29 protein-coding genes are annotated in these 23824 nt (G+C 72.8%); 15 read left to right on the forward strand and 14 right to left on the reverse strand.

Features of this window, described 5'->3' with window-relative positions:
- Positions 1 to 164: 164 nt before the first annotated feature.
- The 4 genes from GA0070624_RS04460 (at position 165) to GA0070624_RS04480 (ending at position 3057) form a co-directional block, all read left to right on the forward strand.
- Entirely contained in the window at positions 165 to 425 is a 261-nt protein-coding gene (locus GA0070624_RS04460; protein WP_091336885.1) for a hypothetical protein, read from the forward strand.
- Between the two features lie 156 nt (positions 426 to 581).
- Positions 582 to 1985: an MFS transporter gene (locus tag GA0070624_RS04465; protein ID WP_245718658.1), complete on the forward strand. Its 1404-nt coding sequence runs from the start codon at positions 582 to 584 to the stop codon at positions 1983 to 1985.
- Between the two features lie 249 nt (positions 1986 to 2234).
- Positions 2235 to 2429 carry a hypothetical protein gene (locus GA0070624_RS04475; RefSeq protein ID WP_091336888.1) on the forward strand — a complete coding sequence of 65 codons (195 nt, stop codon included), beginning with the start codon at positions 2235 to 2237 and terminating at the stop codon, positions 2427 to 2429.
- Positions 2430 to 2508: 79 nt separating this feature from the next.
- The gene (locus GA0070624_RS04480) at positions 2509 to 3057 is read left to right on the forward strand and encodes a YbaK/EbsC family protein (protein WP_091336890.1); all 549 of its coding nucleotides are present in this window, start codon (positions 2509 to 2511) and stop codon (positions 3055 to 3057) included.
- A gap of 55 nt (positions 3058 to 3112) precedes the next feature.
- On the opposite strand, the gene GA0070624_RS04485 is transcribed toward GA0070624_RS04480, so the two are convergent.
- From GA0070624_RS04485 to GA0070624_RS04520, 9 genes are all read right to left on the reverse strand, one after another.
- On the reverse strand, positions 3113 to 3745 hold the full coding sequence (locus GA0070624_RS04485) for a DsbA family oxidoreductase (protein ID WP_091336892.1): 633 nt from the start codon (positions 3743 to 3745) through the stop codon (positions 3113 to 3115).
- A 20-nt stretch (positions 3746 to 3765) separates the two neighbouring features.
- On the reverse strand, positions 3766 to 4191 hold the full coding sequence (locus tag GA0070624_RS04490; RefSeq protein WP_091336894.1) for a SufE family protein: 426 nt from the start codon (positions 4189 to 4191) through the stop codon (positions 3766 to 3768).
- 64 nt (positions 4192 to 4255) lie between these two features.
- Positions 4256 to 4675, reverse strand: a complete 420-nt coding sequence (locus GA0070624_RS04495) for a CBS domain-containing protein (RefSeq protein ID WP_091336896.1) — start codon at positions 4673 to 4675, stop codon at positions 4256 to 4258.
- A 54-nt stretch (positions 4676 to 4729) separates the two neighbouring features.
- The gene (locus tag GA0070624_RS04500) at positions 4730 to 6499 is read right to left on the reverse strand and encodes a proline--tRNA ligase (protein ID WP_091336897.1); all 1770 of its coding nucleotides are present in this window, start codon (positions 6497 to 6499) and stop codon (positions 4730 to 4732) included.
- A gap of 210 nt (positions 6500 to 6709) precedes the next feature.
- Positions 6710 to 7453, reverse strand: a complete 744-nt coding sequence (locus tag GA0070624_RS04505; protein ID WP_091336898.1) for an MBL fold metallo-hydrolase — start codon at positions 7451 to 7453, stop codon at positions 6710 to 6712.
- 38 nt (positions 7454 to 7491) lie between these two features.
- A complete protein-coding gene (locus tag GA0070624_RS34580) occupies positions 7492 to 7635 on the reverse strand; it encodes a hypothetical protein (RefSeq protein WP_176731592.1) in 144 nt (47 codons plus the stop codon).
- 6 nt (positions 7636 to 7641) lie between these two features.
- On the reverse strand, positions 7642 to 7926 hold the full coding sequence (locus tag GA0070624_RS04510) for a hypothetical protein (RefSeq protein ID WP_141714930.1): 285 nt from the start codon (positions 7924 to 7926) through the stop codon (positions 7642 to 7644).
- Positions 7927 to 8032: 106 nt separating this feature from the next.
- Positions 8033 to 8218, reverse strand: coding sequence for a DUF397 domain-containing protein (locus GA0070624_RS04515; protein WP_091336900.1), 186 nt, complete (start codon positions 8216 to 8218; stop codon positions 8033 to 8035).
- Entirely contained in the window at positions 8215 to 9012 is a 798-nt protein-coding gene (locus GA0070624_RS04520) for a helix-turn-helix domain-containing protein (RefSeq protein WP_091336904.1), read from the reverse strand. The genes GA0070624_RS04515 and GA0070624_RS04520 overlap by 4 nt, the downstream gene beginning before the upstream one ends.
- Before the next feature lie 217 nt (positions 9013 to 9229).
- Here GA0070624_RS04520 and GA0070624_RS04525 point away from each other — a divergent pair, with 217 nt between their 5' ends.
- From GA0070624_RS04525 to GA0070624_RS04555, 7 genes are all read left to right on the forward strand, one after another.
- Positions 9230 to 9421 carry a hypothetical protein gene (locus tag GA0070624_RS04525; RefSeq protein ID WP_091336906.1) on the forward strand — a complete coding sequence of 64 codons (192 nt, stop codon included), beginning with the start codon at positions 9230 to 9232 and terminating at the stop codon, positions 9419 to 9421.
- A complete protein-coding gene (locus tag GA0070624_RS04530) occupies positions 9415 to 9765 on the forward strand; it encodes a hypothetical protein (RefSeq protein ID WP_425413489.1) in 351 nt (116 codons plus the stop codon). The genes GA0070624_RS04525 and GA0070624_RS04530 overlap by 7 nt, the downstream gene beginning before the upstream one ends.
- 149 nt (positions 9766 to 9914) lie before the next feature.
- Positions 9915 to 10445, forward strand: coding sequence for a SigE family RNA polymerase sigma factor (locus tag GA0070624_RS04535; protein WP_091336908.1), 531 nt, complete (start codon positions 9915 to 9917; stop codon positions 10443 to 10445).
- A complete protein-coding gene (locus GA0070624_RS04540) occupies positions 10442 to 11578 on the forward strand; it encodes a hypothetical protein (protein ID WP_091336909.1) in 1137 nt (378 codons plus the stop codon). Before GA0070624_RS04535 ends, GA0070624_RS04540 begins: the two co-directional genes overlap by 4 nt.
- A gap of 191 nt (positions 11579 to 11769) precedes the next feature.
- Positions 11770 to 12537 (forward strand): SGNH/GDSL hydrolase family protein, encoded by a 768-nt coding sequence (locus GA0070624_RS04545; protein WP_091336911.1) that lies wholly within the window; start codon positions 11770 to 11772, stop codon positions 12535 to 12537.
- A gap of 138 nt (positions 12538 to 12675) precedes the next feature.
- On the forward strand, positions 12676 to 13914 hold the full coding sequence (locus GA0070624_RS04550; protein WP_245718660.1) for an aminotransferase class V-fold PLP-dependent enzyme: 1239 nt from the start codon (positions 12676 to 12678) through the stop codon (positions 13912 to 13914).
- A 24-nt stretch (positions 13915 to 13938) separates the two neighbouring features.
- Positions 13939 to 14841 (forward strand): sulfurtransferase, encoded by a 903-nt coding sequence (locus GA0070624_RS04555; protein WP_091348145.1) that lies wholly within the window; start codon positions 13939 to 13941, stop codon positions 14839 to 14841.
- Positions 14842 to 14893: 52 nt separating this feature from the next.
- On the opposite strand, the gene GA0070624_RS04560 is transcribed toward GA0070624_RS04555, so the two are convergent.
- On the reverse strand, positions 14894 to 15478 hold the full coding sequence (locus tag GA0070624_RS04560) for a TetR/AcrR family transcriptional regulator (RefSeq protein ID WP_091336915.1): 585 nt from the start codon (positions 15476 to 15478) through the stop codon (positions 14894 to 14896).
- Positions 15479 to 15585: 107 nt separating this feature from the next.
- Between GA0070624_RS04560 and GA0070624_RS04565 the strand changes: the two genes are divergently transcribed.
- Positions 15586 to 16740, forward strand: a complete 1155-nt coding sequence (locus tag GA0070624_RS04565) for an FAD-dependent oxidoreductase (RefSeq protein ID WP_091336916.1) — start codon at positions 15586 to 15588, stop codon at positions 16738 to 16740.
- A gap of 9 nt (positions 16741 to 16749) precedes the next feature.
- Positions 16750 to 17319: a VanZ family protein gene (locus GA0070624_RS04570; RefSeq protein ID WP_091336917.1), complete on the forward strand. Its 570-nt coding sequence runs from the start codon at positions 16750 to 16752 to the stop codon at positions 17317 to 17319.
- Here GA0070624_RS04570 and GA0070624_RS04575 read toward each other — a convergent pair.
- Complete coding sequence (locus GA0070624_RS04575) at positions 17210 to 18535, reverse strand: MFS transporter (protein WP_091336919.1); 1326 nt, start codon at positions 18533 to 18535, stop codon at positions 17210 to 17212. The two genes, GA0070624_RS04570 and GA0070624_RS04575, sit on opposite strands and share 110 nt — an antisense overlap.
- A 123-nt stretch (positions 18536 to 18658) precedes the next feature.
- On the opposite strand from GA0070624_RS04575, the gene GA0070624_RS04580 reads away from it, so the two are divergent.
- Positions 18659 to 19285 (forward strand): TetR/AcrR family transcriptional regulator, encoded by a 627-nt coding sequence (locus GA0070624_RS04580; protein WP_091336921.1) that lies wholly within the window; start codon positions 18659 to 18661, stop codon positions 19283 to 19285.
- Between the two features lie 83 nt (positions 19286 to 19368).
- Entirely contained in the window at positions 19369 to 20736 is a 1368-nt protein-coding gene (locus tag GA0070624_RS04585) for an acetyl-CoA carboxylase biotin carboxylase subunit (protein ID WP_091336923.1), read from the forward strand.
- An 83-nt stretch (positions 20737 to 20819) separates the two neighbouring features.
- On the opposite strand, the gene GA0070624_RS04590 is transcribed toward GA0070624_RS04585, so the two are convergent.
- Genes GA0070624_RS04590 through GA0070624_RS04600 form a run of 3 tightly spaced genes read right to left on the reverse strand, consistent with a single transcriptional unit; the run spans position 20820 to position 23817 of the window.
- The gene (locus GA0070624_RS04590; protein ID WP_091336924.1) at positions 20820 to 21971 is read right to left on the reverse strand and encodes an ABC transporter permease; all 1152 of its coding nucleotides are present in this window, start codon (positions 21969 to 21971) and stop codon (positions 20820 to 20822) included.
- A gap of 38 nt (positions 21972 to 22009) precedes the next feature.
- On the reverse strand, positions 22010 to 22705 hold the full coding sequence (locus GA0070624_RS04595) for an ABC transporter ATP-binding protein (protein WP_091336925.1): 696 nt from the start codon (positions 22703 to 22705) through the stop codon (positions 22010 to 22012).
- Positions 22702 to 23817, reverse strand: coding sequence for a peptidoglycan-binding protein (locus GA0070624_RS04600; RefSeq protein WP_091336935.1), 1116 nt, complete (start codon positions 23815 to 23817; stop codon positions 22702 to 22704). The genes GA0070624_RS04595 and GA0070624_RS04600 overlap by 4 nt, the downstream gene beginning before the upstream one ends.
- Positions 23818 to 23824 lie beyond the last annotated feature (7 nt).

Below are 23824 nucleotides of genomic sequence, written 5' to 3' on the forward strand. Positions count from 1 at the left end.
GTACGCCATCTCGCCTCCCGCGCCTCGTCCCGACGGCTTGGCTTCCCGCCGGCGAGTCCGTTATGCCCGCTGAGCGGGGGAAGTTTCCCGTGCTGGCCGGGTGCATGGACCGGGTCGAGGGTGGAATGCCGCTGACGTAGCTGCCGGAACCAGGGGAGGCCGGGATGAGCGCACTGACGCGACAGCTCAGCGGGGCGCACGAGTCGGTCCGGACGTATGGGCGGCGGGTGGAGATCCCGATGCTCGGCGAGGTGGCGGTGCCGCCGCCGGACAAGCTGGCTTATTACACCGGGCTCGGGGTGCTCGCCGCGCTCCAGGTGATCGAGTGGCCGATCGCCCTGGTCATCACCACCGGACACGTGCTTGCCGACCAGCACATGTCCGGGCTGGTGAAGGGGCTCGGGGAGGCGCTGGAGTCGGCGTGACGAGACCCGGCTCACGCGCCGTTGACCTCAATCCGGGTTGAGGTCGGAAGCTGGGCCCATGCTCATCGAACTGCTCAGATTCGAAGTGGGCCGGGACCTCGATCCGCCCCGGCGCCCGTCCGGCCACCGTCGACCGGCACCCGCGTCCCGACCGGTGTGGGTGCTCCGCACGCCGGGCCGGCGGTGACCGCCACCGCCGCTCCGGCCGCCTCGCCCGAGCACCTGTACGCCCCGCGCCTGCGGGCGATGACGGTGGGCAGCGTCGCCCTGGTCTCCCTGCTGGCGTTCGAGGCGCTGGCGGTCGGCACCGCCATGCCCACGGTCGCCCGGAGTCTGGACGGGTTGGCGCTGTACGCGCTCGCCTTCGGCGGCCCGTTCGCCTCGGGCGTGGTCGCGATGGTGGTCTCCGGCATCTGGTGCGACGCCCGGGGACCCCGGGCGGCGATGTGGCACGGGGTGGCCTGGTTCGTGGTGGGGCTGCTCGTCGCCGGGGGCGCCCCGGCGATGGGGGTGCTGGTGGTCGGCCGGGTGGTGCAGGGCTTCGGTTCCGGTCTGCTCTCGGTCGCGCTCTACGTGATCGTCGGTCAGGCGTACCCGGAGGAGTTGCGGCGGCGGGTGTTCGCCGCCTTCGCGGCCGCCTGGGTCGTACCGTCGCTGGTCGGGCCGGCGCTGGCCGGGCTGATCGTCGAGCACGTCGGCTGGCGGTGGGTCTTCCTGGCGGTCCCGGCGGTCGCGGTGCCGGCGGTGCTGCTGATCCAGCCCGGTCTGCGGGCGCTCGGCGCGTCGGCGCCGGTCCGCCCGCCGGCCGGCGCGCTGCGCCGGATCGGCTGGGCCTGCGGGGCGGGGGCGAGCGCCGCACTGCTGCACTACGGGGGGCAGCAGCGCGGCGCGCTCGCCGCCGGACTGGTGGCCGTGGCGCTGCTCGGGCTGCTCTGCTGCGCACCGCGCCTGCTGCCGGCCGGTTTCCTGCGGGCCCGGCGGGGGCTGTCCACCGTCATCGGGCTGCGCGGTCTGGCCTCGGCGGCGTTCGCCGGAGCGGAGGTGGTCATCCCGCTGATGCTCTCCCGGGAGCGCGGGTTCTCCCCGACCGCGGCCGGACTGGTGCTCACCGTTGGCGCGGTCTCCTGGTCGGCGGGCTCCTGGTTGCAGGGGCGGATTCCCGCCCCGAGGTCGTCGGCGACCCTGCCCCGGGCCGGGCTGACCTGCGTCGCCGCCGGTACGGCCGCGGTGGCGCTGACGGTCCTGCCGGCCGTGCCGGTGCCGCTCGCGGTGCTCGGCTGGGCCACGGCCGGGCTCGGCATGGGGCTGCTCTACCCGTCCCTGTCGGTGCTCACCCTGGCCCTGTCCGCTCCCGGTGAGCAGGGCCGGAACAGCTCCTCGCTGCAACTGGGCGACTCGTTGTTCGCCGCCACCGTACTGGCGGTGACCGGTGCCGTGCTCGCCGCCGGTTCCGCCCCCGGGCCGACCGCCTACGCGGCGACGCTGGCGCTGGCCGCCGGCTGCGGGCTGCTCGGCGTGCTGCTCGCCGGCCGGGTGGTGGTGCCGGCCGCGACCGCCTGACCTGCGTCGCAGGCGCTCCGCTTCGACGAGGCGGTACGCGCCTGGCGCGCCGCCCGCAACTCCCGCCGACCGCTGCTGCCGGTACGGATCCCGGGGGCGGCTGGGCAGGGCACTGCGGTCCGGAGGGCTCACCGCCACGGCGACCCCGACCGGCACCCGGACGTGGGCGGGACCAGCGGGCAGACACGTATGGGGGAACCGACCGAAGATGAAGGCTTTTCCCGTTCACCTTCGCCCTACCGTGACCCCATGTTCGTTTTCGTCACCACGATGATCCTCTACGTGTTCGGGTTCGTCTTCCTCTACGGCGTGGTCCGGCTCGGCGTCCGGCACGGTATGCAGGACGTGGAAGCGCACCGGGCCGAGGTGCTCCAGGCCGAGCAGTTCGCGGCGGAGCAGGACCGCAGGTTCGCCCGCGACAACGCGTTCCTCACCGGCCGCTGACGCTCCCCGTCCAGCAGGCGGGCTGGTCGGCACGTCGCCGAGCGGATCCCCCGGCGCGGGTGCGAGGATCGCAGCCGTGATGGGGACGCTGAAGACAGAACCCGCTTGCACCCGGCCGGACCTGCTGGCGCCGCCGGTGGCCGCCGCGATCGAGCGGTGGCCGACCGACGCGCCGGTGGACGTCGACAACGTGCTGGTCGCGCCGATCGATGCGGAGCTGGCCGACACGGCCGCCTTCTGCGCCGCGTACGAGGTGGGGCTGGACGTGTCGGCCAACTGCGTGGTGGTCGCCGGCAAGCGGGAGGGCGAGATCCGGTACGCCGCCTGCGTCGTGCTGGCCACCACCCGCGCCGACGTCAACGGCGTGGTCCGCCGGATGCTGAACGTGCGCAAGGCGAGCTTCGCGCCGATGGCTGAAGCGGTGGAGCTGACCGGCATGGAGTACGGCGGCATCACCCCGATCGGCCTGCCGGAGCAGTGGCCGATCCTGGTCGACTCGCGGGTGATCGCCACCCCGCACGTGATCATCGGATCCGGCGTACGGCACAGCAAGATCGCGCTGCCCGGCCCGGCGCTCGGCGTGCTGCCCCGGGCGACGGTGGTGGAAGGGCTGGCCAAGCCCGCCTAGCTCGTCACCGCCGTCGATGTTGTTGCACGTGAAACATTGCCGGCGTCGATGGCCGTCAGGCGGCCGACTCCCGGCGTTCGACTTCGGTGAGGGCGGCGAGCAGCGTCTCCGGCTCCTGCGCGCCGGTGACCGCGTACTTGCCGGCGAGCACGAAGGTCGGCACGCTGGTCACCCCGAGCTGGTGGGCGGCGGCCAGATCGGCGGCCACCTCACGCCGGCCGGCCGGCGAGTCCAGGTAGTCGCGCGCCGCGGCCTCGTCCAGGCCCACCGCGGCGGCGAGCTTGACCAGCTCGTCCTTCGAGCCGACATCGACCCCGTCGGCGAAGTGCGCCCGGTAGAGGGCCTCGATCATTTCGCCGGCCCGACCGCGCTCGGTGGCGAACCGGATCAGCCGGTGCGCCTCGAAGGTGTTGGCGTGTACGGCACGGTCGATGCGCATCTCCAGCCCCACCCCGGCGGCCACCTGCGACACCTGGGCGGACATCGCCTCGGCCCGCTCCCGGCCACCGAACTTCGCGGCCAGCGCCTCAAGCAGCGGCTTCGGCTCGGTGACCGGCGTCGGGTCGAGCTGGAACGGCCGGTACCGGATGGTGACGTCACCGTCGTACGACTCGAGGGCCCGCTCCAGCCGGCGCTTGCCGATCCAGCACCAGGGGCAGACGACGTCGGCGTAGATCTCGATCTCCATGATCAGAAACAACTCCCAGCTCAGCCTGCTTGTTCCCGGACCTGGCGCTTGAGCCGGGCCAGGATCGCGGTGCCGCCACGCACGCGCAGCGGGCTGATCGCCTGGGCCAGCCCCATCCGCTGGTAGAGGTCGTCCGGGACGGCCAGCACCTCCTCGGCGCTCGCCCCGGCCAGCCCCTCGGCGAGGATGCCCGCGAACGCCCGGGTGGTGGGCGCCTCCGGCGGGCAGTCGAACCAGGTCAGCAGCGTCCCGTCCGGCTTGACCTGGGCGCGCAGGAAGAACGGGGTCTGGCACTCCGGCACCTGCTCCATGCCCTCCCGATCCATCTCAGCGGGCAGGGGCGGGATGACGTCGGCGTACTCGAGCAGCATCTCCAGTACCACCTCGCGCGGCGCGGCGGCAAATTCGTCGACGATCTCGGCCAGCTTGGTCGGCATCTCGGGCATCCCCTGAGGCTACCGCCGTCGACCCGGCGCCCTCCCGGCTCGGCGAAGGGCGCCGGGTCGGCGGTCACATGTTCGGGGCGGCCTCGCTGATGTCGCTGAGGGCGGAGTTCGGGTCGAGCTGCATGGCCAGGTCGCCGAGGGAGACGATGCCAACCAGCTTGCGCTCGTTGTCGCAGACCAGTACCCGCCGGATGTTGCGCTCGCGCATCAGCGTGGCCGCCTCGCTGGCGGTCGAGTGCTGCTCGATCATCACCACCTCTCGGGTGATGATCGAGCCGATGGTGGTGGTGGCCGGATCGGCCCGTTCGGCCACCGCCCGCACCACGATGTCCCGGTCGGTGAGCATGCCCGCGAGGGTGGCCCCCTCGGTGACCACCACGTCGCCGATGTCCGACTCCTTCATCACCCTGGCCGCCTCGTCCAGGCTGGTCTCCGCGGGCAGGTAGACCACCTGCTTGGTCATCACGTCACTGACCCGGTACATGAGAGCCTCCGAACACCTCGGTCGATCCGAGAGCGGTACCCGGTGGCTCGTCCGCTACACCCGGTCGTTGCGCGCCCCACGTACCTCGTCGGTCAGCCGCTCCACCAAGCCGTCGAGCGGCAGCTCGGTCCGCTCGCCGGTGGCTCGGTCGCGCAGTTCGACGTACCCGTCCGAGAGACGGCGGCCGACCACGACGGCGCGCGGGATGCCGATCAGCTCGGCGTCGGTGAACTTCACCCCCGCCGAGACGTGCGTGCGGTCGTCGACCAGCACCCGCAGGCCGGCGTTGGCCAGCCGTCCGCCGAGGTTGAGCGCCGCGTCGAGCTGCGGCCCCTTCCCCGCCGCCACCAGGTGTACGTCGCACGGCGCGACCGCCGCCGGCCAGACCAGTCCCCGCTCGTCGTGGTGCTGCTCGGCGACCGCCGCCACCGCCCGGGACACCCCGATGCCATAGCAGCCCATGGTCGGCCGGACCGGCTTGCCCTCCGGCCCGAGCACGTCGACCGCGAAGGCGTCGGTGAACCGGCGGCCGAGCTGGAAGATGTGCCCGATCTCGATGCCCCGGCGCATGGTCAGCTCGCCCGTGCCGCAGGCGGGGCAGGGGTCGCCCGGGCGCACCTCGGCCGCCTCGATCGTGCCGTCCGGGGTGAAGTCCCGCCCGCAGACCACATTGGTGGCGTGCCGGCCCGGCTCGTTCGCCCCGGTCAGCCAGGCCGTGCCGGTGACCACCCGCGGATCGACCAGGTAGCGGATGTCGTGCTTGCCCAGGATCTGCGGCCCGATGTAGCCGCGGACCAGTTCCGGGTGCGCGTCCCAGTCGTCGAAGACCGCGACGGAGGCCGGGTGCAGTGCCGCCTCGACCCGCTTGAGGTCCACCTCCCGGTCGCCCGGCAGCCCGATCACCAGCAGTTCCGCCTCCTCGGCGCTCGGCCGGCGGACGGTCAGCACCACGTTCTTCAGGGTGTCCGCGGCGGTCCAGTCGTCCCGGCCGGCGAGGCGGCGGGCGTTGGCCAGCTCGACCAGGGACGCGATGCTCGGCGTCTCCGGGGTGTCGTGCACCTCCGTCGCCGGGTGGGCGTCCGGGTCGCCGGCGGCCGGCGCGCGGGTGGTCACCGCCTCGGTGTTCGCCGCGTATTCGCAGGCGGTGCAGCCGACGAAGGTGTCCTCGCCGACCGGGGTGGCGGCGAGGAACTCCTCCGATGCCGAGCCGCCCATCGCCCCGGACATTGCGTGCACCACCGTGTAGTCCAGTCCCAGCCGGTCGAAGATCTTCTGGTATGCATCGCGGTGTCGGTCGTAGGCCGCTTGCAGCCCCGCCTCGTCCAGGTCGAACGAGTACGCGTCCTTCATCAGGAACTCGCGTCCGCGCAGCAGGCCGGCCCGGGGCCGGGCCTCGTCCCGGAACTTGGTCTGGATCTGGAAGAGGGTCAGCGGGAAGTCCCGGTACGAGGCGAAGAGGTCCTTCACCAGCAGCGCGGCCATCTCCTCGTGGGTCGGGGCGAGCAGGTGCTCGGCGCCCTTCCGGTCCGCCAGGGTGAAGATGTCGTCGCCGTACTCGGTCCACCGGCCGCTGGTCTGATAGGGCTCCGCCGGCAGCAGCGCCGGGAAGTGCACCTCCTGGTCGCCGATCGCCGCCATCTCCGCCCGGACCACCTCGGCGACCCGGTCCAGCACCAGCTTGCCCAGCGGCAGCCAGGTGTAGCCGCCCGGTGCGGCGCGGCGGACGTAGCCGGCACGGAGCAGGAGCCGGTGGCTCGGCACCTCCGCGTCCGCCGGGTCCTCGCGCAGGGTCCGGAGCAGCAGGGTCGACATACGCAGCAGCATCGCCGCAGCGTACGGCGGGTGAGGCCCGGACTGCGATCCAATTCGGGGCGCGGCGATCAGGCGGATCTCGGAGCGGACCCGGATCGCAGTTGGCAACCCGACGACAGGCTCACCGTTCCTCGAACACGTCGTCGAGCACGCCGGAGGGCACATCCGCTGCTTGGTGTTGTCCCCTGCCTGGACGCGTCCGAAGCCGAGGAAAGCCGGGAACTAGGGAAGCTCCCGGCACAGGTCAGCAGTGGCGACGCCGATCTCACCCTCGTAACTGTCACCGGCTGCGGCTCGCGCAGCCGCCGGATCCGTGCCGGGCCACAGGTGGGTCAGTAGGAGGTGTCCGGCGCCGGCATCCGCAGCCTGCCGACCTACCTGGCGCGCGCTCGACAGGTAGCGTTGCGAGTCTTCCGGCACCTGATCCACGTAGGTAGCCTCGGCCAGCAGCAGGTCAGCGCCGCGCGCCAGTTCCACCACCTCGGGGCTCGGGCCGGTGTCACCGGTGTACGCGACAACCCGGTCGCCCGCGGCCAGTCGTAGGCCGGCATTCGGCACCCAGTGCGGCAGCAGCCGGGTCTGGGCGCGGAACGGGCCGATGTCGAGGCGGCCGCCGACGGTGATCTCGTGCAGGACGTAGGCGGAAGTCAGCATCCCGGGGCGGTCCAGCGCCAACACCGCATCGAGCGCGCCCGGCAGCGCGTACACCGGTAGGGGTGCCGGTGGATCATCGCGCAGTGCTCGCGCCCGCAGCAGCGGGTTCAGGTCGGCGCAGTGATCGGGATGTCCGTGGCTGATGAACACGGCGTCGACCTGGTCCGCCGTGACGTGTTGCAGCAGCCGTGGGACGGTCGCATAACCGAGGTCGACGAGCAGCCGGAACCCGTCGTGCTCCACCAGGTAGCCGCTGCAGGCCTGACCCGCTGCTGGCCACGCACCGCACCCGCCGAGAACCGTGAGCCGCATCTGACGGACCGTAGCGTCCGGTCCGCCAACCGTGCCAGCTAATTCGTGACGTACAGGTGGCGGAGCATGACCTTCTCCGGCCACGCGTCGTCCACTCGGTACAGCCATCTCGAGTACGGCGTCTCGTGCACCTTGAGCAGGCCACGAGCGGCGCGCCGGACCGACATGTCCAGGTCACGCAACTCAGCTTAGGAGACCCAGGTACTTCCGTGAACCGCGCTGTCCGCGCGGGCGATGTCGTCGTAGTCGGCGCGCACGGCCGTCGACACGCCGGCCGGCAGCCCGCGGTCAGCAGCGACCGGCTCCCAACCGATCCAGTTGCGAACACCGAACAGGCAGCCGAATGCCAGGTAGTCGCTATCGGCGTAGAGCGGGCAGAGCTCCATGCACGGCGACCACGGCTCTCCCTCGTACGAAGGATGACTAGCAGGAGGATGAACGACCTCGATGAAGCCGTAGATGTCGGTTGACACGGGCGACAGCGTAGGCGGCTTGCATCCGGCTGGCGCGCAGGTTCAGTTGGCCTGGTACGACGATGGCCCCGGCGGTCAGCGCCGGGGCCATCGTGGTGCCGTCGAGTCAGTGCTGCTTGGCAAAGTTCAGAAAGGCTTGCCAGGTCTGTGGGTCGAAGGTGAGCACCGGGCCGGTCGGGTCCTTGCTGTCGCGGACGCCGACGACGCCGGCCAGGTTGTCGGCCACCTCGACGCAATCGCCCTGGGTGCCGCTGCGGGTGGACTTGCGCCAGGTAGCCCCGATCAGCTTCATGACGTCATCACTTCCTTCATCAGCTCGATCGACTGCCGGCGAGACAGGGCCTCGCTGCGAACGCTCTCCCACCGCGACAGCAGGATAGCCACATCCTCATCGTTGTCGACCACTACGCCGCCGAGCTGGTTCTCCAGGTGACCGACCCATCCGCCGTCGCTGCCACGAGCCAACGCGAATGGGCCGACCAGTCCGACGTGCATGGTGACCTCAGTCGGAACGATGTGGACGTGGATGTGTGGACGCTCGGCGCACTCGATCAGATGCGCGAGCTGATCCGTCATGAGCCCTCGGAAGCCCTCGTCGGCCCGGCGGAGGACGGTCTCCTCGATCACTGCAACGTACTTCGGGCGATCGGGGCTGGAGAGGATGGACTGCCTGTCCATCCGGACCGATAGCCGCCTCTCCAACTCGTCGTCGCAGATCATGTCGTCCGTCCGGATCACCGCGCGGGCGTAGTTCTCGGTCTGTAGCAGCCCGGGGACGAGTGTGGGCTGATAGCACCGCATCTGCTGTGCCTGCCGCTCCGCCTCCAGCCATGGCCGGAACCAGCTCGGCTGCCCGTCCCGCTCAGCCAGCTTGAGCAGAGACGTCAACAGGGCACCCGTCCCCAGCACCTCGTCCGCCCGCTTGAGGAAGAACCGGTCGAGCGGCCGCTGCCCCAGCTCGATGGCGGATACCTGGGAACCCGAGAAGTGGACGAGTTTCCCGAACTCCTCCTGGCTCAGGTCGGCGTTCAGCCGCAGGCGCCGGAGTTGTGCCCGGATCAGCTCCGCGGTCGGCTCACCTTCCACTCTTCCTCCACAGTTTTCCCGGAGTCTCCACCGCCCCACCGGGCGGACGGATCAGCCGACCAGGCCTCGCCACGAGCAGCATCGATGCCTTCCGAGAGTAGTTCCGTCCTAACCAGACTGTCACGCAGCGGGCCGCCTCCCGTCCGGCCCGCTCCGGGCCGCCCGTGAATCCCCGTGCACGGGCGGTCCCGGCCCGTACGTCTTAGAGGAGGTCGAGATGCGCAACCCGATCCGCTGGCTCTCGTGTCGGATCGCCGTCCCACCGCCAGCGCTGCCCCGGCCGGGCCGTGGCACCAACCTGCCGGACTGGATGCGCGAGCCGACCCGTGCCTTTCCGGCGATGGAGCCGGGTCGGGTCGGCCGGCTCACCCCGGCTCAGGAGTGGCGCGCCAACGGGGGTCGGTGGTGACCTACCCCGAGCTCCCCGTGCCCCGCCTCGGGCCGTACCCCGATCGGCCGCGGGCGTACCCGCCGGGTCATCCGCCGCACCTGCCGATCCGCCCGCTGTGGGTGTGCCGGGCCTGCGGGCTGCCGTGGCCGTGCGCCGAGGCCCGGCTGCTCCTCAGGGTCGAGTACGACGACAACCCCGTAGACCTGGCCGTCTACCTTTCCGGGCTCTACCACGAGGCGACCCACGACCTGCTCCGGCTGAACCCGCACGATGGCCCGACCCCACGCGAGCTGTTCGAGCGGTTCGTCGCCTGGGGTCCGTACCGGAGGGCGGTGGTCGAGCCACCGAACGCCGACCGTTGAGCCGACCGGGCCCGACGATTGCGGACCCGCGCGAGCCGATTCGCCGGTGTCGGATTTTCTGCAGAGATACCGGCAACCACGGTGCGGCAGGGTGGCGTCTGGGGAGGCATCACGCTGATGCACCACCTGACCTCAAGGATCGGCTCGTGATGGACCCTCTCCTGAGTGAGTTCGACTCGTTCGTGCGTACCCGTACGCCCGCACTGCTGCGCTCGGCGTACCTGCTCACCGGCGATCAGCACCTGGCCGAGGATCTCGTCCAGTCCGCGCTGGCCAGGACCCACCGGTCGTGGAACCGGCTGCACGACAGCGGGAACGCCGAGGCGTACACCCGCAGGACCATGTACCACCTGCAGGTTTCCTGGTGGCGCCGGCGCCGGGTGGCCGAGTCGATGCCGGGGGACCTACCCGAGCCGCGCGGAGGCGACCCGGCCGCCGACCACGCCCACCAGACCACGCTGAGGCTCACCTTGCGGGCCGCTCTGCAGAAGCTCTCCGCCAAGCAGCGGGCCGTGCTGATCCTGCGGTTCTTCGAGGACCGCACCGAGGCCGAGGCCGCCGAGCTGCTCGGCGTCACCGTCGGCACCGTGAAGAGCCAGACCGCCAGGGCGCTCGCGAAGCTGCGCACCGTCGCCCCGGAACTTGCCGAGCTGTACGTCCTGGAAGGAACCACCCGATGAACCACGACCGCCTCCGGCTCGACCTGGCCGCCCTGGCCGACGAGGTCACCCCGGTCGACCTGCGGGACCGGGCCCTGCGTACCTCGAGGCGGCTCGGCATCCAGCGGGCCGTCGCCACCTCCGCCGCCGCCCTGGTGGTGCTGGCCGCCGCGACCGGGACCGCGCTCGCCATCCGGCCGAACGGGCAGCCCCCCGCGCCCCAGCCGGCCGGCCCGTCGGTCACCAGCACCTGGCCCCCGGTCGAGGTCACCCCGACGCCGGCGCCCTCGCGGGCGTCCACCGAGCCGAGCGGCAGCCCCAGCACGTCGACGGCCACGCCGCCGTCCGTGCTCACCGGCACCCGGTACTACCTGGAGAAGACGTCCCCCGAGGCCCGGATTCACGCGATCCGGGGCCGCTCGGACCAGGTGGTCTACCGGATCGCGGCCCCCACCTGGGGCTGCGAGCTCAACACCGTCACCATCTCGCCGGACGGAAAGCGGGTGGCCTGGGTGCAGGACAGCACAGACGGCGGCATCACCGGCGTGCTCCTGCTCGGTGCGCCGGGGCAACCGTCCTCGCGCACGCTGCTGAGCGGGGTGACCTGCGTGGACAGCAACGCGCTGGTCTGGAAGGGCAACGACCACCTGATGGTCCGCCAGCGCCTCCGCCCGGTGCTCATCGACGTGGCGGCCGGCAAGCCGGTCGGCGGCGACCCGGGCCAGGAGACCGACCGGTGCTGGTCGGTGGACGGGCGGTGGCTCGCGGCGAAGAGCGACGGCAAGCCGTACGTGACCGACGGGCAGACCACCCGCACCTTCCGCTACACGCCACCAGCGGAGGAGGCGGCGAAGTGGGGCGGCTGGCGCGCCCGCAGCGTCTCGCTGGACGGCCGATACGTCTCCATCGGCTGGGTCGGCACCGACCCGTCCCGCCGGGACGGCAGCTTCACGGTCGTGGACACCGTCACCAGCAAGGTCATTGATCTCCCGGTCTCCGGCAAGGTCGAGAGCATCCAGTTCACCGCGGACTTTCGGGTGCTGGTGCGGCAGGCGGCCCGGATCGTGGTGCTGGACTCCGGCTTCCGCAAGCTCGGCGAGGTGGCGGAGCCGCGGGACGTGCAGAAGCTGACCCTGCTGGCCTACGTGCCCTGACCGATCGCAAAGCTTGGGGCCGGACGGGCACTTGTCGCCCGTCCGGCCCCCGCGCCGCGCCTGCCGCGCTGCCCCGACTCCCATCTGCGGCGTGGGCCGCGCCACGTCCGGACGCGGCGGGCGCCCGTCGACCACCTGTGGTGCCAGAATGGCCGACACCGATGGGAACCCGGGAACCGGAGGGACAACAGGTGCGCTGGCGCAGTTTCGTGGCGGTGGGCGACAGCTTCACCGAGGGCATGGACGACGCGTACCCGGACGGCACCTACCGCGGCTGGGCCGACCTGGTGGCGACCCGGCTGGCCGCCGAGGCCGGCCCGGACTTCGGGTACGCGAACCTGGCGATCCGCGGTCGCCTCTTCCCCAACATCGTCGCCGAGCAGGTGCCGGCCGCCCTGGCCATGAAGCCGGATCTGATCAGCTTCGCCGCCGGCGGCAACGACGTGCTGCGGCGGACCTTCGACCCCGCCTCCTTCGTCGCCCGCTTCGACGACGTGGTGGGCGAGCTGCGTTCCGGCGGCGCGGACGTCATCCTCTTCCGGTTCGCCGACGTGATGGCCCGGTTGCCCGGCCAGCGGCTCGTGGCACCTCGGGTGACGTTGCTCAACCGGGTCGTGGGGGAGGTCGCGGAGCGGCACGGCGCCATCCTGGTCGACCTGTACGCCGACGACACCTACCTCAACCCGATGCTCTGGAGCACCGACCGGCTGCACCTGTCGCCCGCCGGGCACCGGCGGGTCGCCGGGCAGGTGCTCACCGCGCTCGGGGTCGGCTGCGACGAGGAGTGGCTGATGGTGCCGCCGCACCCGGCGCCGGCCCCGTGGCTCGCCGGGCGCGCCGCCGACCTGCGCTGGGCCGGCCAGCACCTGGCACCCTGGATCAAGCGCCGGCTGACCGGCCGCTCCTCCGGGGACACGATCACCGCGAAGCGCCCGATGCTCGGCCCGGTCACCGACTAGCGGGCGGACGATCCACGCGAGTCCGTCGGACCTGAGCGCCCGGTGACCCGTTCGTGACGTAGCCGGCGGACGATCGAGGGCATGCAGTTCAGCCGACGAAGCCTGCTGGGCGCGACAGCGGCTGCCGGGATAACCGGCGTGACCACGAGCTGCGAGCCGGACCGACGGGAGTCCGGCGGCACGCCCGCCTTCGACCCGGCCAGCTGGGACAGCGTACGGGCGCAGTTCGCGCTCGACCCTGGCCGGGCGCACCTGGCCACCTTCGTCTTCGCGGCCCACCCCGCGCCGGTCCGCGCGGCCGTCACCGCGCACCGGGACGGGCTCGACCGGGACGCGGTCGGCTACCTGGCCGCCAACGAGGAACGGCTGGACGAGGCTGTCCTCCGGGGGGCTGCCGACCACCTCGACACCAGCCCGGACCAGATCGCCCTCACCGACTCGACCACGATGGGCCTCGGGCTGCTCTATACGGGGCTGCGGCTGCGGCCCGGCGACGAGGTGCTCACCACCGAGCACGACTTCTACGCCACGCACGAGTCGTTGCGGCTGCGGGCCGAGCGGGACGGGGTGACCGTGCGCCGGGTACGCCTCTACCGCGACCCGGCGGTGACCACCGTCGACGAGATCGTCGCCAACCTCGCGGCGGCCGTCACCACCCGCACCCGCGTCGTCGCGCTCACCTGGGTGCACTCCAGCACCGGAGTGAAGCTGCCGATCCGGCAGCTCGCCGAGGCGGTTCGGGCACGCAGTCCGGAGGCACTGGTCTGCGTGGACGGGGTGCACGGCTTCGGTGCCGAGGCGGTGACCCCGGCCCAGCTCGGCTGTGACGTACTAATTTCGGGCTGCCACAAGTGGCTGCTCGGACCGCGCGGCACCGGACTCGGGTGGGGGAGTGAGCGGGCGTGGAACCGGATGACGCCGGTCATCGCCACCTTCGATCGGCGCAGCATCGGCCACTGGCTGTTCGGGGATGGTGGCGCGCCGCCAACGCCCGCGGGGCCCGCGCACACGCCCGGGGGCTACCACACCTTCGAGCACCGGTGGGCTCTGGCCGAGGCGTTCGAGTTCCACCGGCGGATCGGGCCGGAGCGGATCGCCTCGCGGACCCGCGAACTGGCCGACCGGCTCAAGGAGGGCCTCTCCGGTATCAGCGGGCTGCGACTGGTGACGCCGCGCTCGGCCGAGCTCTCCGCCGGCATCGTCTGCTGCGACGTGACCGACCTGCCGATCGGTGAGGCGGTGGGCCGACTCCACGCCGCCGGAGTGACCGCCAGCAGCACCCCGTACAACCCCTCCCACCTGCGGTTCGGGGCGACCATCGCGAACAGCCCCGAGGATGTCGACGCGGCGATACGGGCGGTTCGTGGGCTGGTCTGAGCTTTGCCGCGTACCTTGGGCTTCATGCCAGTGCCCAGCGATCCGAATCCCCGCCTCAAGTCGTACGCCGACCCGCAGCGCCTGGTCACCACGGAGTGGCTGGCCGAGCACCTCGGCGACGAGGGCCTCGTCGTGGTGGAGTCCGACGAGGACGTGCTGCTCTACGACACCGGTCACATCCCGGGCGCCGTCAAGGTCGACTGGCACACCGAGCTGAACGACCAGGTGACCCGGGACTACCTGGACGCGAAGAGCTTCGCCGAGCTCTGCGCCGCCAAGGGCATCGGTCGGGACGACACGGTGGTCTTCTACGGCGACAACTTCAACTGGTGGGCCGCGTACGCCCTCTGGGTCTTCTCGCTCTTCGGCCACCCCGACGTGCGGCTGCTCGACGGTGGCCGGCAGAAGTGGATGGCCGAGGGGCGCGAGCTGACCAAGGAGAAGGTGACCCGCCCGCCCGCCGAGTACCCGGTGCCGCAGCGGAACGACGCGCCGCTCCGGGCCTTCCGCGAGGAGGTGATGGCGCACATCGCCGCCGGTCGACCGCTGGTCGACGTCCGCTCGCCGGGCGAGTACACCGGCGAGATGCTGCACATGCCGGACTATCCGCAGGAGGGCGCGTTGCGCGGCGGGCACATCCCGGGCGCGGTCAACAAGCCGTGGAAGTCCGCCGCGAACGACGACGGCACCTTCAAGTCCCCGGACGAGCTACGCGCCATCTACGCCGATCAGCTCGGGTTGAGCCCGAGCGACGACGTGATCGCGTACTGCCGGATCGGGGAGCGGTCCAGCCACACCTGGTTCGTGCTGCGGCACCTGCTGGGCTATCCGCAGGTGCGCAACTACGACGGCTCGTGGACCGAGTGGGGCAACCTGGTCCGGGCCCCCGTCGCGAGGGGCGACCAGCCGGGCGGCATCGCCGGCTGACCGCCGTCCCGGTCCAGTGAACGGCCGTGGTCACGCTGACCGCGGCCGTTCGTCATGCCGAGGCCGGGGTCGGGCCGGTCAGGTAGCGCTGGACGGTCGGGGCGACCCAGGCGACCAGCTCGGCCGGGTCCAGGTCGACCACGGGCGGCAGCCGGATGATGTACCGGGTCAGCGCGAGCCCGAGGATCTGGCTGGCCACCAGCCCGGCCCGGCGGGGGGCCTCGGTCGGGTCGGCGAGCCCGGCCATCGCGGCGGTCAACTGCTCGGCGAAGATCGCGCGCATCCGTTCGGCCGCCCCGGGGCTGGTGGTGGCCGTGCGGACCAGCGCCGCCAGCGTCTCGTCCCCCTCCCAGCGGTCGAGGAAGTGCCGCACCAGCAGTTCGCCGAGCTGCTCGCGGGGTAGCTCAGCCAGCGCCGGCAGGCGCAGGTCGAACTCGGCCGCCGCGGCGAAGAGTCCCTCCTTGCTGCCGTAGTAGCGCATCACCATGGACGGGTCGATCCGGGCCTCGGCGGCGATGGCGCGGATGGTGGAGCGGTCGTATCCGTCGGCGGCGAACCGCTCGCGGGCGGCGCGCAGGATCGCGGCGCGGGTGGCGTCCGAGCGGCGGGCGCGGGTCGGTGCCGGTTCCGAAGTCATGCCAACAACTGTAGGCCAACACGCGTTGACATCGCCATGCCGGTCGACCTACTGTTGTCAACAAGCGTTGGCAAACAACTGTTGGCACTCGCTTCCGGAGGTGGGCCATGCTGCCCGAAAGCACGGACGTCCTGGTGGTCGGGGCCGGACCGGTCGGCCTTGCGACCGCGGTGACCCTCGCCCTGCGAGGTGTCGAGGTGACGCTGGTCGACCAGGCGGAACAGTCCCCGCTGACCTCCCGCGCCGCCGTCGTGCACGCGTACACCCTGGAGGTGCTGGACCGGATCGGGGTCGCCGCATCGCTGGTCGAGCGCGGGGTACGGGCGCCGCGGTTCACCGTCCGCGACGGCGACCGGACGCTGCTCGTCGCCCGGTTCGACACACTGCCGACCCGCTACCCGTACGCGCTCATGGTGCCGCAGTCGGTCACCGAGGCGGTGCTCACCGAGCGGCTGACCGCGCTTGGCGGCCGGGTGCTGCGGCCGCACCGGTTGACCGAGCTGAGCCGGGACGACACCGGCGCGCTGGCCCGCTTCGCCGACGGCAGCACCGTCCGCGCCCGGTACGTGGTCGGTGCCGACGGCATGCACAGTACGGTCCGGGGGCTGGCCGGCATCGGCTTCAGGGGCCCGGCGGACGGCGGCGAGTCGTTCACCCTGGCCGACATCCGGATCGACAGCCCGCTGCCCCGTGACGAGGTGGTGCTCTTCTTCGACCGGCGGGGAATGCTGGTCTGGGCGCCGCTGCCGGACGGCGTGGTGCGGGTGGTGGCGGCGGTGGACGACGCCCCCGAGCACCCCGACGTGCCGTTCGTCCAAGCCCTGCTCGACCGGCGCGGACCGCGCCGACCGGGGCGGATCACCGAGGTGCTGTGGGGCTCCCGGTTCCGGGTGCACCACCGCGTCGCCGACACCTTCCGGGTCGGGCCGGTGCTGCTCGCGGGCGACGCCGGGCACGTGCACAGCCCGGCCGGCGGGCAGGGCATGAATCTCGGCCTGCGCGATGCGGTCGCCCTCGGCACCGCCCTCGGCGACGTGGTCGCCGGCGGCTCCGACGCCCTGCTCGACGCCTACGCCGCGCAGCGCCGTCCAGCCGCCGAGGAGGTGGTCCGCTTCGCCGGCCGCCTCACCCGGCTGGCCACCGTCCCGCAGACCCGACGGCCGGCCCGCAACCTGCTGCTCCGGCTGCTCTCCGCCGTGCCGGCGGCCCGGCACCGGCTGGCCATGCGACTGTCCGGGCTGGAGCAGCGGGCCGCCGGTTAGGCTGCGCGGATGGCGCAGGTGTGGCGCGACTGGGGGCCGGTGCTGGTCGCGGTGCTGGCCGGGCTGCCGGTCGCGGCCCTGCTCACCGGCGTACTGGCCGCCGGTCGGCGGGACGCCCGGCCGATCGGGGAACGGTGGCGGCGCAGCGTCGCCGAGGTGGGCGCGGTGGCGGGGACCGTCCCCTGGGTGTGGATGATCCTCACGCCCCGCCCGGCGCCGCGGCAGGTCGACCTCGTGCCCCTGCGCGACCTGGCCGACCTGCTGGTCGGGCCGCCGGCCACCGTCGTGGTGCAGGTGGTCGGCAACCTGCTGGTCTTCGCCGCGCTGGGCTTCTTCGCCCCGGTACGCTTCGCCGCCCTGGCCGGTGTCGGCCGGCTCTTCCTGCTCGGCGCGGCGGGCTCGGTGCTGGTCGAGTCGTTGCAGTACCTGCTCGACCTCGGGCGGGTCTCCTCGGTCGACGACGTGCTGCTCAACGCCGCGGGCGCAGCGCTGGCCGGCCTGCTGTCCCGACCGGGGTGGGCGGGGCGGCGGTCGGCTCCGGCGCGGCTGCCCGCAGCGTCCGCCACGCCCCGACCGTGACCACGGCGAAGATCGCGGCCGCGGCCCAGCCCACCGGCGCCACCCCGTACGCCTGCCCGGCGAACCCGACGACCGCCGCCCCGATCGGCGCGCTGGCCCGCCCGACCACCCGCTGCGCCGCGCCGACCCGGCCGAGCAGCTCCGCCGGTACCTGCCGCTGGCCGTACGAGGCCCAGAGGCTGTTCCAGATGGTGGTGCCGGCGGCGAAGCAGGCCAGCGCGAGGCCGCCGGGCAGCGGGTGCCGGGCCAGCGCGAACCCGGTCAACGCCAGGGTCTGCACGGCCAGCACGCCGCGCAGCGCGGGCACGGTGCCGAACCGGCCGGCGAGGCGTCCCGCGGCGAGCGCGCCGACCAGGCCGCCGACCACCGCCCCGGCCGCGAAGAGCCCGTACCCGGCCGCCGGCACCCGCAGCACCTCCAGCGCGTACAGCACCAGCACCGCCATCAACCCGCTGATCGCCAGGTTCGACCCCGCCGTGAGCAGCGTGATCCCCCACAACACCCGGTCCCTGCGCACCCACCGCACCCCCTCCCACGCCTCCCGCCACACGCCCCCGCTTCTCCCGCCGATCTTGCAGTTGTGGTTGACCTTTTGCCGGTCACCAGCCGGTTTGTCCCCACCGCAACTGCAAGATCGGGGGACTCGGGCGGGGGGGAGGGAGAGGGTGAGGAGGGCGGCGGCGGCGAAGGTGAGGGCGTCGAGGGTGAAGGGGAGGGCTGCCGAGAGGGCGAAGAGCACGCCGGCGAGGGGGGCGCCGAGGAAGCCGCCGGCCACCGCGGTGCCGGCCTGGAGGCGGCCGTTCGCGGTGGGCAGGGCGGCCGGGGCGACCAGGGACGGGAGCACGGCGAAGGAGGCCGCGTCGAAGACGGTGCCGAGAGTGGCGAGCAGGAGGGCGGCCGCCGCCAGCGCCGCCACGCCGGCCCGGCCGGTGGCGACCAGCACGGCCAGGGCGGCCACCACGCCGGCCCGCAGCCCGTCCACGGCCGCCATCGTGCGGCGGCGGTCCCAGCGGTCGGCGTAAGCGCCGCCGAGCAGACCGAGCAGCAGCGGCGGGAGCTGCCCGGCGACTGTCACCGCGGCGATCGCCCGGGGGTCGCGGGTCAGCGTGGCGGCCAGCAGGGCCAGTGCCGGCGTACGCAGGGAGTCGCCGAACCGGGAGGAAACGGCGGCGGACCACAGCAGCCGGAAGTCGCGGCCGAGTACGGGAGCGGTCATGCCGACGGACCCTGCGGCCTGAACCGGGTCGAGGGTCAAGCGGGCCGTAGACGGGCGGGGTGGGGGGCGACCGACGGGTAACCGAACCGCCACCGCCTTCCGCCGCGGTCTAGGCTTGCCCGCGTGGCGGTGGAACAGCAGGCGCGCGGCGCGGCGAACGGCACGAACGGTGCGGGCCGACGGCGGTCCCGGCGGGACGAGATCCTGGAGATCGCGGTCGGCCTCTTCGCCGCCCGCGGCTACCACGGCGTGTCGATGGACGACATCGGCGCCGCCGCGGGGGTCACCGGTCCGGCCCTCTACCACCACTTCGCCGGCAAGGAGGCCATGCTCGCCGCCGCGCTGATCCCGGTCAGCGAGGGGCTGCTCGCCGGCGGCCGGGAGCGGGCCGCCAACCACCCGAACGACCCGCGCGGGACGCTCGAGTCGCTGATCGACTTCCACGTCGACTTCGCGCTGGCCAACCCAGCGGTGATCGCCCTGCACCTGCACGAGCTGGACCGTCTCCCCGACGAGCCGCGCCGGCGGATCCGCCGGCTTCAGCGGCTCTACGTCGAGGAGTGGGTGACCGTGCTGACCGCGCTGCACCCGGGCCTGCCCGACGGCGAGGCGCGAGTGCTCGCCCACGCCGCCTTCGGTCTGATGAACTCGACCCCGTTTCTCGGTGGCGAGGTGGACCGACGCCGCCGGGCCGAGCTGCTGCGCGGCGCGACGCTCGCCGCCCTGCTGGCGCCCACCGATCCGGCCTGACACGCCGCGTCGGGCTTAACGCGTGTTAAGAAGGGGCCCCGGCTATACACCAGGCGTTAAGAGGGGGCCCTTCCTTGCAGAACATGATCGAGTCGCTGCTGATCGCCAACCGGGGCGAGATCGCCCGCCGGATCATCCGTACCGCCAAGCGGCTTGGCATCCGTGCGATCGCGGTGCACTCGGAGGCCGACGCCGGCCTGCCGTTCGTGACCGAGGCCGACGAGGCGGTAAATGTCGGCCCGGCCAACCCGGCGCAGAGCTACCGGAACGTCGAGGCGATCCTCGCCGCCGCCAAGTCCACCGGCGCGCAGGCGATCCACCCGGGCTACGGCTTCCTCTCCGAGAACGCGGACTTCGCCCGTACCGTCGAGGCCAGCGGCCTGATCTGGGTCGGGCCCGGCGCGGACGCGATCACCGCGATGGGCGACAAGATCAACGCTCGGAACCTGATGGCGGCGGCCGGCGTCCCGGTCGCGCCCGGCACCACCGACCCGGCGGCCGACCTGGACGCGGCCGTCGCGGCCGCCGCGGAGATCGGCTACCCGGTGATGGTCAAGGCCGCGGCCGGTGGCGGCGGCATGGGCATGGGCGTGGCCAACGACGAGGCCGCGCTGCGCACCGAGTACGACAAGGTCCGCGGGTTCGCCGAGCGGATGTTCGGCGACGGCTCGGTGCTGATCGAGCGGTACTTCCCCCGGGTGCGCCACGTCGAGGTGCAGATCCTCGGCCTGGCCGACGGCCGGGTCGTGGCCCTCGGCGAGCGGGAGTGCTCGGTGCAGCGGCGCAACCAGAAGCTGGTCGAGGAGTCCCCGTCCCCCGCGGTCTCCCCGGAGCTGCGCTCGCGGTTCCTGGCGGCCGCGGTCCGGGCGGGTGAGGCGGTCGGCTACCGCAACGCTGGCACGGTCGAGTGTCTGTTGGTCCCGCGTCAGCGGGACTTCGAGGGCGGTGGCCCCGGCACCGAAGAATTTTTCTTCCTGGAGATGAACACCCGGCTCCAGGTGGAGCACCCGGTGACCGAGCTGGTCTACGGGGTGGACCTGGTCGAGGAGCAGCTGCGGGTGGCCGCCGGTCTGGCCCCGACCTTCGACCCGGCCGCGCTCGCCCCGCGCGGGCACGCCATCGAGCTGCGGATCAACGCGGAGGACCCGAAGCGCTTCCTCCCCGGCCCGGGCGCGATCACGACCTGGAACGAGCCCACCGGTTCGGGGGTGCGGGTCGACTCCGGCTACGTCGTCGGCAACATGGTCACCCCCTTCTACGACAGCCTGATGGCAAAGCTGATCGTTAGCGGGGCGACCCGCGAGGAGGCGGTGGAGCGGGCGAAGGCCGCGGTGGCCCAGTTCGAGATCGCCGGCCCGAAGAACAACCTCCCCTTCTTCGCCGAGCTGCTGGAGAACGCGGAGTTCCTCTCCGGCGACTACGACACCGGCATCGTCTCCCGCATGCGCTGACCGGAGGCGGCGTCCCCGGGGTTGCCGCCCGGGGACGCCGCGTGGTCGCCGGCTGCTCGCCGAGCTGGGACCAGGTGCGTCCGTCACAGCCCGGCGAGAGCCGTGGTGGGCGCCAGCCGGCTCGCCCGGATCGCCGGGTAGAGCCCGGCGACCGCGCCGATCAGCAGGGTTGCCGCGACGCCGCCGGCCATCCCCCAGGCGGGCACCACCGTGGGCCAGCCCTGGCTGTACGCGTAGAGCCCGGTGATCCCGATGCCGACCAGCGTGCCGCCGGTCCCGCCGAGCGCGGAGAGCAGCAACGACTCGGCGAGGAACTGGACCCGGATCTGGTGCCGGGTGGCGCCGAGTGCCCGACGCAATCCGATCTCGGCGCGACGCTGCAGAACGGAGATCACCATGGTGTTGGCGATGCCGACCCCACCGACCAGGAGCGCGACGGCGCCGAGCCCGAGCAGCAACCCGTTGAGTGCGGTGTCGGTGGCCTGCCGGGCGGCCAGCGCGTCGGAGGGGCGGGACACGGCCACCTCGTTCGGTGCCGGTGGGTTGGCGGTGCGGCCCAGCACCGATCGCACCGCCGCGACCTGACTCTCCGCGGCACGGACGTAGATCCGGGTCGGACGGCCGTCGAAGTCCAGGTACTGCCGGGCCGCCTGCCAGCCCACCAACGCCGCCGAGTCCAGTTCCTCGGCCAGCGGTACGGGCGCCAGGATCCCGACCACGACGAACCATTCACCGCCGAGCCACACCCGGTATCCCACCCCCGGCACGTCCAGCCGCTGGGCCGCGGTGGTGCCCAGCACTACCGTGGGGAAGGCCGCGGTCGCGGCCGTGAACCAGGAACCGGCGTGGACCGTCCCGCCGACGGTGGCGAGCAGGTCCGACCGGGCGGCGAGCACCGCGATGCTGCTCGTCTGGCCGGCCGGCACGTGATCATTCCGGTAGACGGACCGCTCGATCGCGGCGGTCGCGCTGACCGAATCCACCGGCCCGATCCGGTCGACCATGACTACCGACTCCTCGGGCAGGACGGCCTTCTGCCCAGTCCGGGTCTCGCCCGGAGCCGCGGTGAGCAGGTTGGTGCCGAGCCGGTCCAGCGTCCGGTCCAGTTCGGCGCGGCTGGAGGTGGAGATGCCCACCACCGACAGCATCGCCGCGATGCCGATGGCGATGCCCAACGCGGAGAGGAACACCCGCAGCGGATGGGTTCGCAGCCCGGTCGCGCCCAGCCGGGCCATGTCGGCGGGGGTCAGCCGACCGGGTCTCAGCCTCCCCGTCACGACCGGACCGCCGGCAGCGAGCCCGAATCGTGCACCACGCGGCCGTCGCGCAGCATGATCCGCCGCGGCAGGTCGGCCGCGAGCTGCCGGTCGTGGGTGATGACCACGACCGTGGTGCCGAGGGCGTGCAGGTCGCGCAGCAGCGCCAGCACCGACGCGCCGGAGGCGGAGTCGAGGTTGCCGGTGGGCTCGTCGGCGAGCAGTAGAGCGGGCTCGCCGACGACCGCCCGGGCGATCGCCACCCGCTGCCGCTCGCCCCCGGACAGCTCGTGCGGCCGGTGATCGAGCCGGTGGCCGAGACCGACCCGGACCAGTGCGGACTCGGCGCGCCGCCGCCGGTGCCGGAGGGGTACGCCGGCATAGAGCAACCCGTCGGCGACGTTGTCCAGCACCGGCAGGCCGGCGGCTAGGTGGAACTGCTGGAACACGAAGCCGATCCGGCGGCTGCGCAGGGCGGACAGCTCCCGGTCGGTGAGGGACGAGACGTCGTGCCCGTCGATGCGGACCGCCCCCGACGACGGGCGGTCGAGCGTGCCGATCAGGTGCAGCATCGTGGACTTGCCGGACCCGGAGGGGCCGACGACGGCGACGAGTTCGCCGTAGCCGATGCGCAGGTCGACCTCACGCAGGGCGGTCACCCCGCCCGGATAGGTGCGTGACACACCGGACAGCTCGACGACGTGTCCGCTCATCCGGGCACCCCCACCGACAGCCCCTCGGTCAGGCCGTCGCCCTGCACCTCGACCCGCCCTTCGGCGAAGAGTCCCACCTCCACCGCCACGATCCGGGTGCCGCCCGGATCGGTCACTTCCAGGCCGTAGCCGCCTTCGGTGAGGGCCAGCAGCGCGGTGACGGGAACGGTGAGCACCTTCTTGCGCTCCTGCGCGACGTACCGGACGTCGACCGAGGCGCCGGCCAGCCCACCCAGCGCCTTCTGATCGGGGATGGCGATGGTGACCTGAACGGCTGCCGCGCCGGTGCCGGGGTGCTCGGGATCGGGTGGTGTCTGGCCGCCCGACGCAGCGGGTGTGGGCGGGCCGATGGCGGTGACCTGCCCGGCCACCGAGGTGCCGGTGGGCAGGGTCACCGTGACCTTGGCGCCCTTCGCCGCCCAGGCGGCCTCACCGGCCGCCGCGGACACCGTCACCATCCGGGTGTTGCCGGTGTACGACAGCACGTCGCCGGTCGCGCTCGCGCCCACGCGAGCGAGCCGCTGCGCGATGCGGACCGGACCCGGGGTGTAGATCACCCGGTCCCGGTCGACCGTGCCGGTCTCCGGAACCTCCAGGTCCTTCTGCCAGCGCTTCACCGCGTCCGAGGTGCTGGCGGAGAACTCCTCGTCCACGGTGAATCCGCGATAGCCGAGGGCCGCCAGATTTCGTTCGAACTGCCGCACGTCCGAGCCCTGCACGCCTGTGGTCAGCGGCCGGTACATGGGCAGGAAGCCGTACAGCAGCACCACCGGCAGCTCGTCGGCGCGCAGCAGGGCCTCGCCGCGCCGGACGGTGGTCCCGACATCGGGCAGCCAGGTCACCGTACCGGTGGCGGTCGAGGTCAGCGGTGCGGCCGGCCCGTACCCCAGTTCGCCGGCCAGCGTCACGGTCTTGACCAGCGTCTGCCGAGTCACCGTGGCGGTCGCGGCAGGTCCGGTGCGGCGCGGGACGGCCTGGTCCGCGCCGCGACCGCCGAGGCCGAGGGTCGCGGCGCCGGCCACCGCCAGGGTCGTGAGCACCAGTCCGGCCCCCGCCACGGCCCGCAGTCGCCGTCGTGCCGGCCGGCTGCGGGGCCGCTCGGTCGAGTCCATCCGCCCG

The organism is Micromonospora rhizosphaerae (assembly GCF_900091465.1).
Taxonomy (GTDB): Bacteria; Actinomycetota; Actinomycetes; order Mycobacteriales; family Micromonosporaceae; genus Micromonospora; species Micromonospora rhizosphaerae.

Coding starts and splice junctions, on each gene's coding strand:
- GA0070624_RS04500 (WP_091336897.1), bottom strand. CDS start 6,499: ATGCTGCTGCGTATGTCGACCCTGCTGCTCCGGACCCTGCGCGAGGAC.
- GA0070624_RS04570 (WP_091336917.1), top strand. CDS start 16,750: ATGGCGCAGGTGTGGCGCGACTGGGGGCCGGTGCTGGTCGCGGTGCTG.
- GA0070624_RS04575 (WP_091336919.1), bottom strand. CDS start 18,535: ATGACCGCTCCCGTACTCGGCCGCGACTTCCGGCTGCTGTGGTCCGCC.
- GA0070624_RS04485 (WP_091336892.1), bottom strand. CDS start 3,745: ATGGAGATCGAGATCTACGCCGACGTCGTCTGCCCCTGGTGCTGGATC.
- GA0070624_RS04540 (WP_091336909.1), top strand. CDS start 10,442: ATGAACCACGACCGCCTCCGGCTCGACCTGGCCGCCCTGGCCGACGAG.
- GA0070624_RS04490 (WP_091336894.1), bottom strand. CDS start 4,191: ATGCCCGAGATGCCGACCAAGCTGGCCGAGATCGTCGACGAATTTGCC.
- GA0070624_RS04460 (WP_091336885.1), top strand. CDS start 165: ATGAGCGCACTGACGCGACAGCTCAGCGGGGCGCACGAGTCGGTCCGG.
- GA0070624_RS04600 (WP_091336935.1), bottom strand. CDS start 23,817: ATGGACTCGACCGAGCGGCCCCGCAGCCGGCCGGCACGACGGCGACTG.
- GA0070624_RS04585 (WP_091336923.1), top strand. CDS start 19,369: ATGATCGAGTCGCTGCTGATCGCCAACCGGGGCGAGATCGCCCGCCGG.
- GA0070624_RS04495 (WP_091336896.1), bottom strand. CDS start 4,675: ATGTACCGGGTCAGTGACGTGATGACCAAGCAGGTGGTCTACCTGCCC.
- GA0070624_RS04565 (WP_091336916.1), top strand. CDS start 15,586: ATGCTGCCCGAAAGCACGGACGTCCTGGTGGTCGGGGCCGGACCGGTC.
- GA0070624_RS04475 (WP_091336888.1), top strand. CDS start 2,235: ATGTTCGTTTTCGTCACCACGATGATCCTCTACGTGTTCGGGTTCGTC.
- GA0070624_RS04560 (WP_091336915.1), bottom strand. CDS start 15,478: ATGACTTCGGAACCGGCACCGACCCGCGCCCGCCGCTCGGACGCCACC.
- GA0070624_RS04555 (WP_091348145.1), top strand. CDS start 13,939: ATGCCAGTGCCCAGCGATCCGAATCCCCGCCTCAAGTCGTACGCCGAC.
- GA0070624_RS04595 (WP_091336925.1), bottom strand. CDS start 22,705: ATGAGCGGACACGTCGTCGAGCTGTCCGGTGTGTCACGCACCTATCCG.
- GA0070624_RS04480 (WP_091336890.1), top strand. CDS start 2,509: ATGGGGACGCTGAAGACAGAACCCGCTTGCACCCGGCCGGACCTGCTG.
- GA0070624_RS04515 (WP_091336900.1), bottom strand. CDS start 8,218: ATGAAGCTGATCGGGGCTACCTGGCGCAAGTCCACCCGCAGCGGCACC.
- GA0070624_RS04525 (WP_091336906.1), top strand. CDS start 9,230: ATGCGCAACCCGATCCGCTGGCTCTCGTGTCGGATCGCCGTCCCACCG.
- GA0070624_RS04505 (WP_091336898.1), bottom strand. CDS start 7,453: ATGCGGCTCACGGTTCTCGGCGGGTGCGGTGCGTGGCCAGCAGCGGGT.
- GA0070624_RS04535 (WP_091336908.1), top strand. CDS start 9,915: ATGGACCCTCTCCTGAGTGAGTTCGACTCGTTCGTGCGTACCCGTACG.
- GA0070624_RS04590 (WP_091336924.1), bottom strand. CDS start 21,971: ATGGCCCGGCTGGGCGCGACCGGGCTGCGAACCCATCCGCTGCGGGTG.